This window comes from Kribbella yunnanensis (assembly GCF_039529655.1).
GTDB classification, from domain to species: Bacteria; Actinomycetota; Actinomycetes; order Propionibacteriales; family Kribbellaceae; genus Kribbella; species Kribbella yunnanensis.
Window position 1 is genome coordinate 321,060 of sequence record NZ_BAAANF010000022.1, and the last position, 14,873, is coordinate 335,932.

Genomic DNA, 14,873 nt, shown 5'->3' on the forward strand with positions numbered 1-14,873 from the left:
AAAGCGTGGTGGTCGTTCGCCATCCTGCCTGGCAAAATCTTCTCTGGCAAGTGATTTCGTGCCCAGAAAGCCGATAGAGTGTCGATGTCAGCACTTGAGAAGGTCAATTGATTCGGATTCCGCACAAGGGAAGGCCACCTCTTGGACACCCTGTTCGTGAACGGCGCCGTCTTCGACGGGACGGCGTACCGGCCGGGTCTCGCGGTCGCGGTGAAGGGCGGCCGGATCGCGGCGATCGGCCCGGACCTGGGCCGGCGCAACGGTGCCCAGATCGTCGATCTGGAGGGCGGTCTGTTGCTCCCCGGGTTCGTCGACGCGCACATCCACCCGGTCCAGGGCGGTGTCGAACACGCCCACTGCGATCTCTCCCCGCTCCACGGACTCCCGGCGTACCAGGAAAAGATCAGCCAGTACGCCGCGATGCACCCAACCGCACCGTGGATTCTCGGCGGCGGCTGGCACCAGCCCGATTTCCCCGGCGGCGCCCCGAAGGCGGCCGACCTCGACCCGGTCACCGGCAATCGTCCCGCCTTCCTCGTCAACGCGGATCACCACAGCGCCTGGGCAAACTCGACGGCACTCCAAATGGCCGGCATCGACGCGCAAACCCCCGACCCCGCTGACGGCCGGATCGAGCGCAAAGCAGACGGCACCCCGACCGGCACCCTCCATGAAGGCGCGATGAACCTGGTCGGCCGCCTGGTTCCCCCGACCACGCACCAGGAGATGGTCGACGCACTCCTCGATGCGCAGGCCTACCTGCACTCCCTCGGCATCACCGGCTGGCAGGACGCGATCCTCGGCGCCTACGCCAACCTCGGCGACTCCACCCCCGCGTACGTCGAGCTCGCCCAAACGGGCCGATTGACCGCCCGCGTCAACGGCGCCCTCTGGTGGCAGCGCGACCGGGGCCCCGAGCAAATCCCGGAGCTCATCGCCCGCCGCGAATCCCTGCACTACAACAGATTCCACGCCGGCAGCGTGAAGATCATGCAGGACGGCGTCGCCGAGAACTTCACCGCCGCAATGCTCGACCCCTACTTCGACGGTTGCGGTTGCCGCACCGCCAACAGCGGCCTCTCCTTCGTCGATCCCCAAGCACTACAAGAGAATGTGACCCAACTAGACGCGGCCGGCTTCCAGGTCCACGTGCACGCCATCGGCGACCGGGCCGCCCGTGAAGCCCTGGACGCGTTCGCCAAAGCCCAAGCCAGTAACGGAATCAACGACAACCGGCACCACATCGCCCACCTGCAAGTCATCCACCCCGACGACATTCCGCGGTTCCAGGAACTCAACGTCGCGGCAAATATGCAGGCCTTGTGGGCCGTCTACGAGCCCCAGATGACCGAGCTGACCATCCCGTTCCTCGGCCCCGAGCGCACCGGCTGGCAATACCCCTTCAAGTCGCTGCACACCGCCGGAGCACGACTCGTCGCCGGTTCCGATTGGCCCGTCTCCAGCCCCGATCCGCTCGAAGCCATCCACGTCGCGGTCAACCGTCGTACCGACAAAGCCGACGACCCGTTCCTCCCCGAGCAGGCGCTCGACCTGGCGACCGCACTCGCGGCGTACACCCAAGGCAGTGCCTGGGTGAACCACGCCGACGACGCCGGCCTGATCGCGGTCGGCGCCCTCGCGGACCTGGCGATCCTCGACCGGGATCCCTTCACCGCACCCACCGACGAGATCAACACCGCCCGAGTCCGGGCCACCTATGTCGAAGGCGAACCCGTCTTCGGCCCGACCAGTTAGGACCCTCATGCACAACCTCATCGACGGCAAACCGACCGCCGCCCTGAGTGGAGCGACGTACGACGTGATCGCGCCCGCGACCGGCGAGTCGTACGCCCAGGCGCCGTTGTCCGGGCCGGAGGACGTGGACCAGGCGTACACCGCGGCCGCGCGCGCGTTCGAGAGCTGGCGGGACAGTACGCCGGCCGAGCGGCAGCGCGCGATCCTCAAGATCGCCGACGCGATCGAGCAGCGGGCGGACGAGTTCACCGCGGTCGAGAGCCGCAACACCGGCAAGCCGCTGGCGCTGACCGCGAGTGAGGAAGTCCCGCCGTGTGTGGACCAACTGCGGTTCTTCGCCGGCGCGGCCCGAGTCCTGGAAGGTCGGTCGGCCGGCGAGTACCTGCCCGGTCACACCTCCTGGATCCGCCGCGAGCCGATCGGCGTCGTCGGCCAGGTCACCCCGTGGAACTACCCCCTGATGATGGCGATCTGGAAGATCGCGCCCGCGCTCGCGGCCGGTAACACCATCGTCCTCAAGCCGAGTGACACCACCCCGGCCTCGACAGTCCTCCTAGCCGAGGTGTGCAACGAGTTCCTGCCGCCGGGCGTGCTCAACGTGGTCTGCGGCGACCGCAACACCGGCCGTGCGCTGGTCGAGCACGACATCCCGCAGCTGGTCGCGATCACTGGATCGGTCCGCGCCGGGCGCGAGGTCGCGTCGTCGGCCGCGCGCAAGCTGAAGCGCACCCACCTCGAGCTCGGCGGCAAGGCGCCGGTGGTCGTCTTCGACGACGCCGACCTCGAGGCGGCCGCCGAGGCGATCGCGGGCGCGGGTTACTTCAACGCCGGCCAGGACTGTACGGCGGCCACTCGCGTCCTCGCCGGTCCGCGGATTCACGACGACTTCGTCGCCGCCCTGACCGAGCAGGCCAAGCAGACCAAGACCGGACAGCCCGAGGACGACGTCGCGTACGGCGCCCTGAACAACGCCGACCAGCTCAGCCGGGTCCGCGGTTTCGTCGACCGCCTCCCCGACCACGCCGCCGTACAGACCGGTGGGCACGCGATCGGCGACCGCGGCTACTTCTTCGAGCCCACGGTCGTGTCCGGGCTGCATCAGGACGACGAGGCGATCCAGGACGAGATCTTCGGCCCGGTCATCACCGTCCAGCGCTTCTCCGACGAGGACGAAGCGCTCCGATGGGCGAACGGCGTCGAATACGGCCTCGCCTCATCGGTCTTCACCAAGGACCACGGCCGCGCGATGCGGATGTCGCGCCGGCTCGACTTCGGGTGCGTATGGATCAACACGCACATCCCGATCGTGGCCGAGATGCCGCACGGCGGTTTCAAGAACTCGGGCCACGGCAAGGACCTGTCGATGTACGGCCTTGAGGACTACACCCGCATCAAGCACGTGATGTCCGCCTTCTAGATCACCTCGAGATAGTCCTTGCCAGGAAGGACGGGGAACGGCGCGTGCGGCTCGGTCTGGTACCAGAACGACGTGGAGGCAAGGTCGTCCTGGAGCTGGAGGAACCGGCCGTCGCGCCGCCACCCGAGGGCCTGCACGGTGACTCGCAGGTCCTCGCTGAAGCGGATGGTGTCGGTGAGGTGCCAGCGGTACAACCCGAACCGCTGCTGGTTCTTCATGAACCCGTCCGGCTGGATCGCCTGCGGCATCCCCAGGTACGGCGTCGTGAACGTCGCGTACACGCCTTCGGGATGGATGAATCCCCACGCGCCGCCGAAGTAGTCCTCGGTCCCGGTCGTGCAGATCGTCGGGAACTCGTCGTCGCCGTCCAGGTAGAACTTGACCTCGCCCTCACCCCACCAGCCGGTGTTGTTACAGCCCCACGCGAGATACGTGCCGACGTACTGTCCCTGGCCCCGGACACCGTCCAGCAGCGTGTGCACCTCGCCGTACGGGACCGGGTTCGACCGCCGGAACTGCGCATGGAAGTACGCCGCATCATCCGGAACCTCGGTGCGCACGAAGTCGATCTGGTAGAAGAGCTCCGGTACGTCGACCTCCTGCAGATTCTCAACGGTGATCCGGGCGCCGGCGCGGAACGGCATCTGCCAGTAACTGTTGAAACCGCCCGACGGGTTCACCGCGACCGGCACCGAACTGATCTGCGCGTGCTCGCCCCAACCGCTGCAGAAGAAGTCGCCGAGCGGGACCTCGATCGACGGCGTCTCCTCGCCGTCCCAGTACGCCCGCAGCACCAGCGATCGCCAGACCTTCTTGTCGACGGTCATCCAGATATGCGTGATCGCACCCGAGCCCTCGATCTCAGCCAGCGTTGTGGTCGAGCCGGCCGGCAGCGGGATGCACGGGGACATCTTCCAGCCGACTCCGAGGTCGCGGGCCTGCCGCGACATCGTCCCCTCGGTCGCTCGCGCGCCGCCGCCTTTCGCGCCGTCCCGATTCTCGGCACTGATGGAGAATGTGCGGGCTGATGACAGCCGCGCGACATTGCCGAGATGGACGTCGAGACCGTTGAAGTCACCCATGGGCCTCAACCCTAGGCGGCTAGCGGAAGCTGTCCAGCCTGTTCGCGACCTTGTCGAAGACCACTCGTTCGTGCTCCTTCGGCGCGTAGAGCACCAGTTCGTCGAAGCCGATCCCGGCGTACCGCTCGACCAGCCGAGCGAATCCGTCCTCGGATCCCCACGGGTCCAGCTCGCCGTACCCGAGCAGCAGCCGCCGGACCTTCCGCCCGTCCAGCGCCGCATCGAGAGCCTGCGATCGCTCGATCGACTTCGCGTAGAACTCCTCCTCGGACGCCGCTCCCGGGAAGGTCACCCACCCGTCTCCATGCGCCGCGACCACGGCCAGCGCCTTGGGCGCGTTCGCCGCGATGATCAGCGGCAGCCGCTCCTGGACAGTCCCCGGCGTCATCGCCGCCAGCGAGTACGGGTAGTGCGGTCCCTCGTGGTCGGTCACGTCACCCGACAGCAGCCGCTCCACGATCGCCACGAACTCGGCCAGCCGCTCAGCACGCTCGCGCGCCGTCCAGACCGCCGTACCGGCCATGCCGTGGTCGGTCGGCCAGACGCCGGAGCCGATTCCGAGATCGAACCGGCCGGCGGAGACGTGATCCAGCGAGGTCGCGGTCTTGGCCAGCACGGTCGGGTGCCGGAACACCAGGTTCGCGATCAGGATGCCGACCCGGATCCGCTGCGTGGTCGCCGCCCAGCCCGCGATGATCGTCGGCCCGTCGTGCACCGGTATCGCCGCGTCCCGCGGGTTCCGCAGGTTGTCGCCTGTCCACAGTCCGTCGAAACCGGCGTCCTCGGCCACCTTCGCCCAGTACGACGCGTCGTCCCACCCGGCCGGATTGACCTTCAGCCCAAAGCGCATGTCGACCAGCCTGCCACGGACCCGGGCCTGCTGCCGGATTTCCTGCCCGAGTGGTCTACCCGGGGTGCTTTACCGGCTGCCCTCGGTCGGCCAGAGTGATGCGGTGACCGTATCTGCGCCTGTCGCCGTGATCGGCCCGCCGGACCCGGCCGCCGCGTTCACCGCCGCACTCGACCAGGCCGGCCTCGCCTCCATCCGGTACGACGAATTTCCCGTGGACCTCTCGGGGTATTCAGCGGTCATCGTCGTCGCCGGCCGGTACCCCGAACCCGAGCGCCTCGACGTCGCCGGGCTGGCGGAATACGTGCGCGCCGGCGGATCGGCGTACGTGGAGTTCGCGCTCGACGACACCGGCTTCCTGCCGCAAGGCGAGATCCGGACCGCGCATATCGAGCGGATCTTCACTACCGTGGCACTGGCCGGGATCGAGCCGCTACAGATCCTCGACGAGCACTCGTCGCAGGCTCAGCAGGTGGTTGTCCGAGGCAAGGCCGTCGAGCTGTGCAGCTACGGCACCGTCGCCGGGACCCACGAGGCCATCTTCGGTCCGCCGGACGTCACCTTCCCGGCGCTGCTCGACATCCCGGTCGGCGACGGACGGCTGCTCTACGCCACGACCGCGCTCAGCCACCACGTCAAGGGCCGCTACAAGCCGGTACGCCGGTGGCGTCGCCTCCTGCAGGTGATTGTCGGCCAACTGACCGGGGTGCAGCTTGCAGAGGACATCGAGGTGTTCACCGAACCTCGGGTCTGGGTCGCGACCGGTGAGCCCGTCAAGCTCGTAGTCCGTTCCAGCACCAAGCCGGTTGCGGAGCTCGATTTGGTCGAGACGAAACCCGGCCGGTTCGAATCCGACCTGCAGTACCTCGACGACGGCGAGCACACCTTCGCGGTCGGCGATCAGCACGTCACCGTCGCGGTCGGGCCGCGTGCGGAACGGTACCGGCGGATGGTCGACCGGGCGATCGCCTGGTACGACCGGGCCGGCATGTTCTACGACGCGCCGGACGGCTCGAAGGGTGTCGCCGAAGGGCTCTCCAACGAGATCGATGCCGAGGGCAAGCTTCCGTTCCGGCCGGTACCGCGTGGCGACTGCTTCACCCAGACCGCGCATGCGTTCCGGATGTACGCCGACCTCGCCGACTTCCCACGCGGCCGGACGATCGCCGACAACCTGATGCGGCTGGTCGTCGAGGAGGAGCAGCTCACCGACCGCAACCAGCTCTACGGTTCCTTCGAACCACGTGGCGCGCGGACCGATCTCACCGGCACGAACAACTTGTTTGCCGATGACAACGGCTGGATCTCGTTGTTCGCGCTGATGTCCGGTCACGTCGAGTCCGGTCTGCGCGGGGTCGAGGCGCTGATCCGCACGTCGAGCGCGGACCTCGGTCTGCAGGTCGATCCGTGGCGGACGCCGTCCACGCTGCTGGTGAAGGGCTGGGATGAGCTCTCTCGGTCGCCGATCGAGGACGGCCTTGACCTCACGTCGCACTGGCAGAGCTCGGCGCAATGCGCGTACCTCTACGCGTACGGCCTGACCGGTGACCAGGGCTATCTCGACATCGCCACTCGCGGCCTCGATCACATGGCTGGGCAGCATCCTCGGGCTCGTCTGGAGACGAGCCGGACCTGCGAGGCCGGCCGCTTCCTGCTGCCGCTCGTCGGCGCGTACCACTACACCCGCAAACCCCAGTACCTCGAGACGATGCGCTCGCTGGCCGGGTACCTGAAGAGTCGGCAAGGGCCGGACGGCGGCTTCGCCGAATGGGACGGGAAGTGTCCGCCGAGCAATGAGGCGTACGGCGTCGACGAGGCCGCGATCTTCGCGGCCAACGGTGATCCCGTCACCGATCAGCTGTACGGAACGCCGTTCGCCGCCTGGGCGCTGCCACTGGCCTACCGGATCACCGGTGAGCCGGTGTTCGAGGAGCTCGCGCACGGCGTGCTCGATTACCTGAGCCGGATCCAGATCGACGATCCCGACGATGAGCAGCTCGACGGCACCTGGCAGCGCGCCTTCGACTTCGACTCCTGGGAGTACTTCGGCTCGAACGCCGACCTCGGCTGGGGACCGTACTGCGTCGAGACCGGCTGGTCGGTCGCCCCCTCGATCATCGGTGCGATGCTCTACCTGACCGGCGACAACTTCTTCCCGCCGGCCCCCTCAAGTCTGTCCGAACTGCCCGCGTCGATTCGGGCGGAATTCGACGCGATCGCGGCCGGTCAGCCGGCACCGGCCACCTTCACCCGCCGCGACGACGGCCGCGTGATCCGAATCCAGAACGGCGTACAGGCTGTCCTCGGTGACCTGACCGCGGCCGGCGAACCGGTCTGGGCGCGCAACGAACCGGTCGGCGCCGACGAGATCTACGTCCGCGGCACCGACGGCCACCTGCACCACACCTACCTCGACGACCGCGTCGGCCAGGGCCGCTGGCAACAACTCGGCGACCTCGAACTGGCCGACGAACCCGTGGTCGCCTTCAACCCCGGCGCCAACGCGATCGAGGTCTATGTCCTGGGCGCCGACGGTCACATCCACCACTGCTCGATGATCGACGTGCGCGGCGGCCACACCCCGTGGGAACCTGTCGGCACCTTGCACTTCACCGGCTCCCCAGCCGTCCTGTACGACGAGGAACTCGGTTCCGTCCGCCTCGTCGCGAACGACACCGCCGGCCAGGACCGCCGAACCCGCAAGGTCAACCGCTGGCACCTGCCCTGGCAGGACTACTCCCACTGGATCACCGCATGAAGGTCAACGTCGCCATCGACGGAGGCCAGTCGGCCCTCCGCCTCCGCGTCCTCCCCACCGGCGCAACCGGCGTCGGCTCCGGCTACATCCACGGCCCGCACGCCACCGACCACATGCTTGAGGCGATTCGCGGGGCAGCCACCGAGGCCGGGCTGGCAGTCCCGGGCGGCGGCGCGCGTCCTACGGTCGGCGTCGTCGCGCTCGGGTTGACCGGCTACCCGCCAGCGCCTGGAGCGGCCGAGGCCTTCGCGGCTCAAGTCCTCCAACTGCTGGGTGCGGATGAGGTTCGGCTGACTCAGGACATGGTGACTGCTCACGCGGGCGCACTGCCTGACGGGTACGGCGTGGTGGTTGCCGCAGGCACCGGTCTGGTGTGTCTGGCGGTGGATCGGGACGGTAGTTGGCACAAGCTCGACGGGCATGGGTACCTGTTCGGCGATGCCGGGAGTGCGTTCGCGATCGGCCGGGCCGGGCTGCGCGCCGTACAACGCGCGAGGGACGGGCGTGGTCCCGTAACCAAACTCGCCGAGACGACGCTGGATCCGATCGCCTACTACCGTTCGCAGACTCTCGTCGACGACGTGGCCAGGTTCGCGCCCGACGTACTGCGGTGTGCCGCTGAAGGCGATGTTGTTGCCCTCGACATCTTGGCCGGCGCGGCCGCGGACATCGCCGAGACGATCGAGGCCGCAGTCAAGAAGCTGGTCGGTACAGACCCAGTGCCGGTCGCGTGTGTCGGCGGACTGTTCGCCGGTGCGGGTGAACAGCTGCTCGACCCGGTCCGCGCAGTGCTGTCCGCCCGCGCCCACCTGGTCCCCGCCGCCGGCTCATCGCTGGATGGTGCCGAGCGACTGGCGACTGCCGAGCCCGGCCCCTACACCGCCCTGACAGTGATCCAGAGGAAACAATGACAGTTCTAGCTCAAGGCACCCTCGTGGTGTCCTGCCAGTCTGCCCCCGGCAATCCGCTGCACGCTCCGGAGTCGATGGCTCTGATGGCCCGCGCCGCCGAGGCCGGTGGAGCGGGCGCGATCCGCGCCAACGGAGCCGCCGACGTTGCCGCGATCCGCGCAGTCACCGCACTCCCGATCATCGGGATCAACAAACTCGGCGACCCATCCGGCGTCTTCATCACGCCGACCTTCGAGTCCGCGATCGACATCGTCCGAGCCGGTGCCGATCTGATCGCGCTCGACGGCACCCTGCGACCACGCCCGGACGGACAGCGGCTGGACCAGCAAATCGCCCGGATCCACGCAGAACTCGGCGTACCGGTCCTCGCCGACGTGGACACCCTGGAGGCGGGGATCGCGGCCCGTGAAGCCGGTGCCGACCTGGTCGCGTCGACCCTGTCCGGCTATACCAATGGCCACACTCCGAGCGGACCAGACGTCGAGCTGGTCCGGCAGTTGGTGGCGAAGCTGGACTGCCCGGTCGTTGCCGAGGGCAGGGTTCGGACGCCGGACGACGTCCGTGCAGTCTGCGATGCGGGCGCGTACGCCGTCGTGGTCGGTTACGCGATCACGAATCCGATGGACATCACCGCCCGCCTGGTGAGCGCGATCAGCACGTCATAGCCCATCGGAGTGGTCTACTCCACCTTGTCGATCCAGGTCGAATCCCCTTCCGCAGGGCGGTCGCGCGGGCGTATCCATGTCCCAACCCAATCCCTGGAGAGGACGCGTCTCATGAGCACAGACGGCAAGGTCGATCGCCGTACCCTTCTCCGCGTCGCCCTCGCGGCGCCGGCCGTGGGTGCGCTGGCGTCCTGTGCGAAGCCTGTCGTGGAGAAGTCCGGCCCGGCGTCGACCCTCGGTGCGAAGGTCGACGGCAGCAAACCGCTGGAGTTCTTCAACTTCGACGGCGGGTACGGGAAGAAGTGGACCGAGATGCCACTGGACCTGTACCGCAAGGAGTTTCCGCAGGCAGCGGTGAAGCTGACGAGCGGCCAGCAATTGCAGCAGCAGCTGCAGCCGCGGTTCATCCAGGGCAACCCGCCCGACCTGATCGAGAACGTCGGTCTCGACGGCGCCGCGCTGGCCGCGAAGAAGCAGGTCATGGACATCGGCGCGCTGCTCGACATGGAGGCTTACGACCAGCCCGGCGTGAAGGTTCGGGACACGCTGCTGCCCGGCGTCGCGGAACACGGTGTCTACGACGGGGTCAAGTACGAGATGCCCTACGTGATCGGCACCGGTGGCATCTGGTTCAGCCAGAAGCTCATGGACGAGCACGGCTGGACGTATCCGAAGACCTGGCCGGAGATGCTCGCCCTCTGCGCCGAGATCAAGAAGTCGACGAAGATCGCGCCGTGGACCTACCAGGGTAAGTACCCGGGCTATCTGACCAGCCCGATGTTGATGACGGCGTACAAGGCGGCCGGGCCGGAGCTGAAGAAGAAGGTCGACAACCTCGAACCGAACGCGTGGCGGGACCCGGCGCTGGTCCAGGCCGCCGAGGGCTACCAGGAGCTGGCCGCGAAGGGCTACCTGCTGGAGGGCTCGCAGGCTATCGATCACAAGCAGTCGCAGGCGTTCTGGGCGAAGGGGCAAGCGGTCTTCATCCCCTGCGGTGGCTGGCTGGAGAACGAGTCCGGCCAGGATGCGCCCAAGGACTTCGCGATGACGATGATGCCGATCCCAGGCTGGTCCGCCAGCGACAAGGCGCCGTTCGAGACGCTGACCGGCGGCCCTGGTGGCGCGCTGATCGTGCCCGCGCAGGCCAAGAACCCGCAGGGTGGGCTGGAGTTGCTGCGGATCATGATCTCGAAGAAGTGCATGCAGAACTTCGCCGGCCTCACCAACTCGCCGGTGGTGGTCAAGGGCGGTACCGACGGCGTCAAGCTGACCCACGCGGCCGAGTCGATGCAGAAGGCAATCGCGGCGGCCGGCTCGAACATGTTCAACGACTGGCAGTTCCGCATCTGGTACAAGAAGTTGCTCGACAACTCGGACAAGGCGATGGCCGCGCTGATGAACCGCGAGGTGACGCCGGACGAGTGGAGCAAGCAGATGCAGAAGTACGCCGACGAGACGGCGAAGGACCCGTCGATCAAGAAGTTCCACGCCTGACATGCATCACGGCAAGTACCGCTTCGTCGTCGGCCTGCTGCTGATCCCGCTGGGGCTGTACGCCGTCTTCGTGGTCTCGCCGTACCTGCAGGCCTTCCCGATCGCTTTCACCGACTGGGAAGGCCTGTCGGCGACGTACCGCTACATCGGGTTCGACAACTTCGTCACGCTGTTCCACGACTCGGTGTTCTGGACCGCGTTGCGGCACAACCTGTTCCTGCTGGTCAGCCTGCCGACGATCATCATCACGATGTCGCTGTTCTTCTCCGCGGTGCTGAACCACCGGGGCGGCATCCGCGGCGCGAAGTTCTACAAGATCGTGTACTTCTTCCCAGCAGTGCTGTCGATCGCTGTGGTCGGCGTGTTGTGGCAGTTCATCTTCGAGCCGCGCGGTGGTCTGCTGAACGGTTTCCTGCGCGCGATCGGTCTGGACGTGCTCGCCCAACCCTGGCTGGGCGACGGTGACACCGCCCTCGGTTCGATCATGGCGGTCGTGGTCTGGGGCGGTGTCGGCTTCTACGTCGTGCTGTTCACCGCGGCGATGGCGGCGATCCCGAAGGAGCTGTACGAGGCGGCACTCCTAGACGGTGCCGGATCGCTTCAGGCGTTCTTCCGGATCACGCTGCCGCTGATCTGGAACACCGTGCAGGTCGCGATCGCGTTCCTGGTGATCGGTGCACTCGACCAGTTCGCACTGATCAAGGTGCTGTCGGTCGGGCCGGGCGGTCCGAACGACGCCACCCAGGTGATCTCGCTGTACATGTACACGAACGCGTTCACGTACGGGAAGTTCGGCTACGCGTCGGCGATCGGCGTGACGCTGTTCGCGCTGAACATGATCCTGACCGTGCTCGTGTTCCGGCTCACTCGCCGCGAGCGGGTCGTCTACTGATGGGAGAGCGTTCGATGACCCGGACGGCGACCGGTCGGCTGTTCGGCGGGCTGACGCAGGGCTTCGCGCTGGTGTGGGGCGCGATGGTGCTGTTCCCGCTGCTCTGGTCGGTGATGAGCTCCTTCAAGACCGACTCCGAGATCTTCCAGAGCCCGTGGAAGCTGCCGGCGGTATGGCACTGGGACAACTTCAGCCGGGCCTGGAGCGAGTCGCACATCGGCCGCTACTTCTTCAACAGCCTGGTCGTGGTGACCTGCGGTGTCGTGGTCTGCCTGCTGCTCTCGGCCGCGGTCGCGTACGTGCTGGCGCAGTTCGAGTTCCCGGGCAGCAAGGTCCTGTACTACGTCTTCGTCGGCGGCATGGTGTTTCCCGGCTTCATGGCCCTGGTACCGCTGTTCTTCGTCGTCCAGAACCTCGGACTGATGAACACCTACCTCGGACTGATCCTGGTCTACGCGACCGGCGGCATGTCGTTCTCGGTCTTCTTCCTGACCGCCTTCTTCAAGACCCAGTCCAAGGAGCTCGCCGAGGCCGCGCTCGTCGACGGCTGCTCGCACTGGGGTGTGCTGTTCCGCATCATGCTGCCGCTGGCCCGGCCGGGTCTGGTCAGTATCGGCATCTTCCAGTTCCTCGGGATGTGGAACGAGTACCTGCTGCCACTGGTGCTGATGACCGACGAGAACCGCTACCTGGTCACCCAGGGGCTGGCGAACCTCGCGGTGACCCAGGGGTACCACTCCGATTACTCCGGGCTGTTCGCCGGTCTCACCATTTCGATCCTCCCGGTCCTCGCGGTCTACCTTGTCTTCCATCGGCAGATCAGTGCCGGTATGACCGCAGGAGCCCTGAAGTGAAGGATCTGTTCCTTGCAGCTACGTCCCTGGACGTAACACCTCCCTCCGGCCACCCCTTGGACGGGTACGCCGCCCGCACCGGCCCAGCGACCGGTGTGGCCGACCCACTCCGCGCCACCATCATCTGGCTCAGTACGGCGGATGCCCCGGGCGTGCTGTGGTTGACCCTGGACGCGATCGCGGTCGGCGCGGAGTTGACCGCCGAACTGTCCGCAGCGGCCGGACGCGCCGCTGGTATCCCGTCAGAGCATGTGGTCGTGTCGGCCTCGCACACGCACTCCGGTCCGAGCGGTTGGACCGGCCAGATCCACCCGGTGATTCCGGCCGAGCGTGAGGCCGCACTGTACGAACCACTCGTCTCGGCGGTAGCGAACGCCGTACTGACTCGGCAGCCGGTGGTGGCGTCGTGGCGGTCGGTGGAAGTGACCGGGGTCGGTACCAACCGGCATCGGGAGGACGGTCCGCACGACAACACGGCTGGTGTGCTCGCGCTGCACTCGTTGAGTGGTTCGCTGCAGGCCGTTCTGCTGGACTTCGCGTGTCATCCGACGACGTACGGGCCGGAGAACCTGCTGTGGTCGGCTGACTGGCCCGGTGCGGCCAGGGCTGCGCTTGCGCCGGCTGTGGTCGGCTATCTGCAGGGTGCGGCCGGTGATGTCAGTCCGCGGTTCACTCGGCAGGGACGTGGTGCGGTAGAGATCACCAGGCTGGGGGAGCTGCTGGCAACACGGGTCCGCGAGGCACTGGCCGAGCCAGGGCTCGCACTACCTTCGGTGGCGCCGAGCATCCGGCGTACGGCGATCCGGCTGCCGGTGCGGGCGCTACCGCCGGCCGAAGACGCGGCCGCGATCGTGAGAGCGGCTGAGAGTGCGGTGCGTCGTGGTGTGGACGACCCGTCGGCCAGGATCGCGCAGACCCGGCTGGACGGGGCTCGGGGCCAGGCACTGATGGCTGCGGCCGACCTGCCGGCAGAACTCGAGCTACCGGTCAGCGTGGTCACCTTGGGCGACGTGTGCTGGGTGAACCTGCCGGTGGAGCTGTTCGCCCTGCACGGCGCCGCTGTGCAGGAGAAGAGCAGCCATCCGATCACACGAGTGATCGGCTACACCGACGGCTACTTCGGGTACGTCGTCGACTCGGCCGCGGCCGAAGCAGGCGCGTACGAAGCACTCATCACCTACTTCGACCAGCCGACGACGAACCAGCTGGTGACCGAGACAGCGGCCTTCGTGAACGCTTAGAAGGTGGCGATCGGGTTGATCGGACTGCCCGACGTACCGGCGAAGCGGACTGGTGCGACGGCGAGCTGGAAGTCCCACTGACCGAGCTCGGCCGCCGTCGTCGCGCACTCCTCGAGGTCGCAGTTGTCGAGCATCCACAGGCCCATCGCGACCAGGCTCACGGCGTGCACCGGCATCAGGACGTCGTCGTACCCGGAAGGCTGCACGTCCTGCGGGGTATCAGCGCCGATCAGTGCGACCTCCCGCTCCTGCAGCCACGGCAGACAGGCCGCGTGCCAGCCGGCCTGCGTCATACCGCTCTGTGGACCGTCCTCGTGCCGAACGCGGCCGTAGCCGGTGCGGATGAGCAGCGCGTCGCCAGACTGCACCCGCACACCCTGGCGGCGCTCGGCCGCCTCGAGGTCCTCGGGAAACACGCCCTCACCTGGTTCCAGCCACGGGACATCGCGGACCGCCGCAATGTCCAGCAGGACGCCACGCGTGACGATGCCGTTCGCCGCCGCCGTGACCGCGGCCCACGACGAGCCCGTCTCGGCATCGATCATCGAGTGCGGCCGTCCGTTGTACAGCTTGCCGTCCCAGAGGAGGTGGCACGGCGAATCCAGGTGGGTGATCGTGTTGCCGTGGAACATGATGCCGAGCTGCTCGTTCGAGAAACCCCAGCGCCGGTCATTCTGGAAGAACGACGGCATGTGCTCAGCGCCCGGCATCTCAGCGGCGCACGGACACACGTTGGTCGACCGCTGCATCTCACCCGGTACGGCGACCTCCCAGGCGCACGACACGCTCCGGCCGTGGCGCACGGCTCGCGCCGCCGCCAGCCGGACGTCATCGGTGATGTGGTTCAGCGTGCCGAGCTGGTCGTCGTCACCCCATCGTCCCCAGTTCGACAGTGTCTCGAAGTACCCGAGTACGTCGTCCTGTGTGGGTGTCGTCATCCCAGCACCGCCTCCT

The 14,873-nt window shown here is 67.5% G+C and carries 12 protein-coding genes; 9 read left to right on the top strand and 3 right to left on the bottom strand.

Annotated features, from left to right (window positions below):
- Window positions 1–141: 141 nt before the first annotated feature.
- Together ABD231_RS33335 and ABD231_RS33340 are read left to right on the top strand one after the other, a co-directional pair.
- Window positions 142–1,755: an amidohydrolase gene (locus ABD231_RS33335; RefSeq protein WP_344161082.1), complete on the top strand. Its 1,614-nt coding sequence runs from the start codon at window positions 142–144 to the stop codon at window positions 1,753–1,755.
- A 7-nt stretch (window positions 1,756–1,762) separates the two neighbouring features.
- Window positions 1,763–3,172, top strand: a complete 1,410-nt coding sequence (locus ABD231_RS33340) for a gamma-aminobutyraldehyde dehydrogenase (RefSeq protein WP_344161085.1) — start codon at window positions 1,763–1,765, stop codon at window positions 3,170–3,172.
- Here the strand turns inward: ABD231_RS33340 and ABD231_RS33345 are convergent.
- Both ABD231_RS33345 and ABD231_RS33350 read right to left on the bottom strand, forming a co-directional pair.
- Window positions 3,169–4,254, bottom strand: a complete 1,086-nt coding sequence (locus tag ABD231_RS33345) for a glycoside hydrolase family 172 protein (RefSeq protein ID WP_344161088.1) — start codon at window positions 4,252–4,254, stop codon at window positions 3,169–3,171. The two genes, ABD231_RS33340 and ABD231_RS33345, sit on opposite strands and share 4 nt — an antisense overlap.
- 19 nt (window positions 4,255–4,273) lie before the next feature.
- Window positions 4,274–5,104: an LLM class flavin-dependent oxidoreductase gene (locus tag ABD231_RS33350; protein ID WP_344161091.1), complete on the bottom strand. Its 831-nt coding sequence runs from the start codon at window positions 5,102–5,104 to the stop codon at window positions 4,274–4,276.
- A gap of 103 nt (window positions 5,105–5,207) precedes the next feature.
- Between ABD231_RS33350 and ABD231_RS33355 the strand changes: the two genes are divergently transcribed.
- The 7 genes from ABD231_RS33355 (at window position 5,208) to ABD231_RS33385 (ending at window position 13,919) form a co-directional block, all read left to right on the top strand.
- Complete coding sequence (locus ABD231_RS33355; RefSeq protein WP_344161094.1) at window positions 5,208–7,862, top strand: hypothetical protein; 2,655 nt, start codon at window positions 5,208–5,210, stop codon at window positions 7,860–7,862.
- Entirely contained in the window at window positions 7,859–8,773 is a 915-nt protein-coding gene (locus ABD231_RS33360; RefSeq protein ID WP_344161097.1) for an N-acetylglucosamine kinase, read from the top strand. The genes ABD231_RS33355 and ABD231_RS33360 overlap by 4 nt, the downstream gene beginning before the upstream one ends.
- Window positions 8,770–9,438: an N-acetylmannosamine-6-phosphate 2-epimerase gene (locus ABD231_RS33365; protein ID WP_344161100.1), complete on the top strand. Its 669-nt coding sequence runs from the start codon at window positions 8,770–8,772 to the stop codon at window positions 9,436–9,438. The genes ABD231_RS33360 and ABD231_RS33365 overlap by 4 nt, the downstream gene beginning before the upstream one ends.
- Window positions 9,439–9,549: 111 nt before the next feature.
- Window positions 9,550–10,932, top strand: a complete 1,383-nt coding sequence (ngcE, locus tag ABD231_RS33370; RefSeq protein ID WP_344161103.1) for an N-acetylglucosamine/diacetylchitobiose ABC transporter substrate-binding protein — start codon at window positions 9,550–9,552, stop codon at window positions 10,930–10,932.
- Between the two features lies 1 nt (window position 10,933).
- Window positions 10,934–11,824 (top strand): carbohydrate ABC transporter permease, encoded by an 891-nt coding sequence (locus tag ABD231_RS33375; protein WP_344161106.1) that lies wholly within the window; start codon window positions 10,934–10,936, stop codon window positions 11,822–11,824.
- 14 nt (window positions 11,825–11,838) lie between these two features.
- Complete coding sequence (locus ABD231_RS33380) at window positions 11,839–12,678, top strand: carbohydrate ABC transporter permease (RefSeq protein WP_344161109.1); 840 nt, start codon at window positions 11,839–11,841, stop codon at window positions 12,676–12,678.
- Window positions 12,675–13,919, top strand: coding sequence for a hypothetical protein (locus ABD231_RS33385; protein ID WP_344161112.1), 1,245 nt, complete (start codon window positions 12,675–12,677; stop codon window positions 13,917–13,919). Before ABD231_RS33380 ends, ABD231_RS33385 begins: the two co-directional genes overlap by 4 nt.
- Here ABD231_RS33385 and ABD231_RS33390 read toward each other — a convergent pair.
- The gene (locus ABD231_RS33390; protein ID WP_344161115.1) at window positions 13,916–14,857 is read right to left on the bottom strand and encodes a cyclase family protein; all 942 of its coding nucleotides are present in this window, start codon (window positions 14,855–14,857) and stop codon (window positions 13,916–13,918) included. The genes ABD231_RS33385 and ABD231_RS33390 overlap by 4 nt on opposite strands.
- Between the last annotated feature and the right edge of the window lie 16 nt (window positions 14,858–14,873).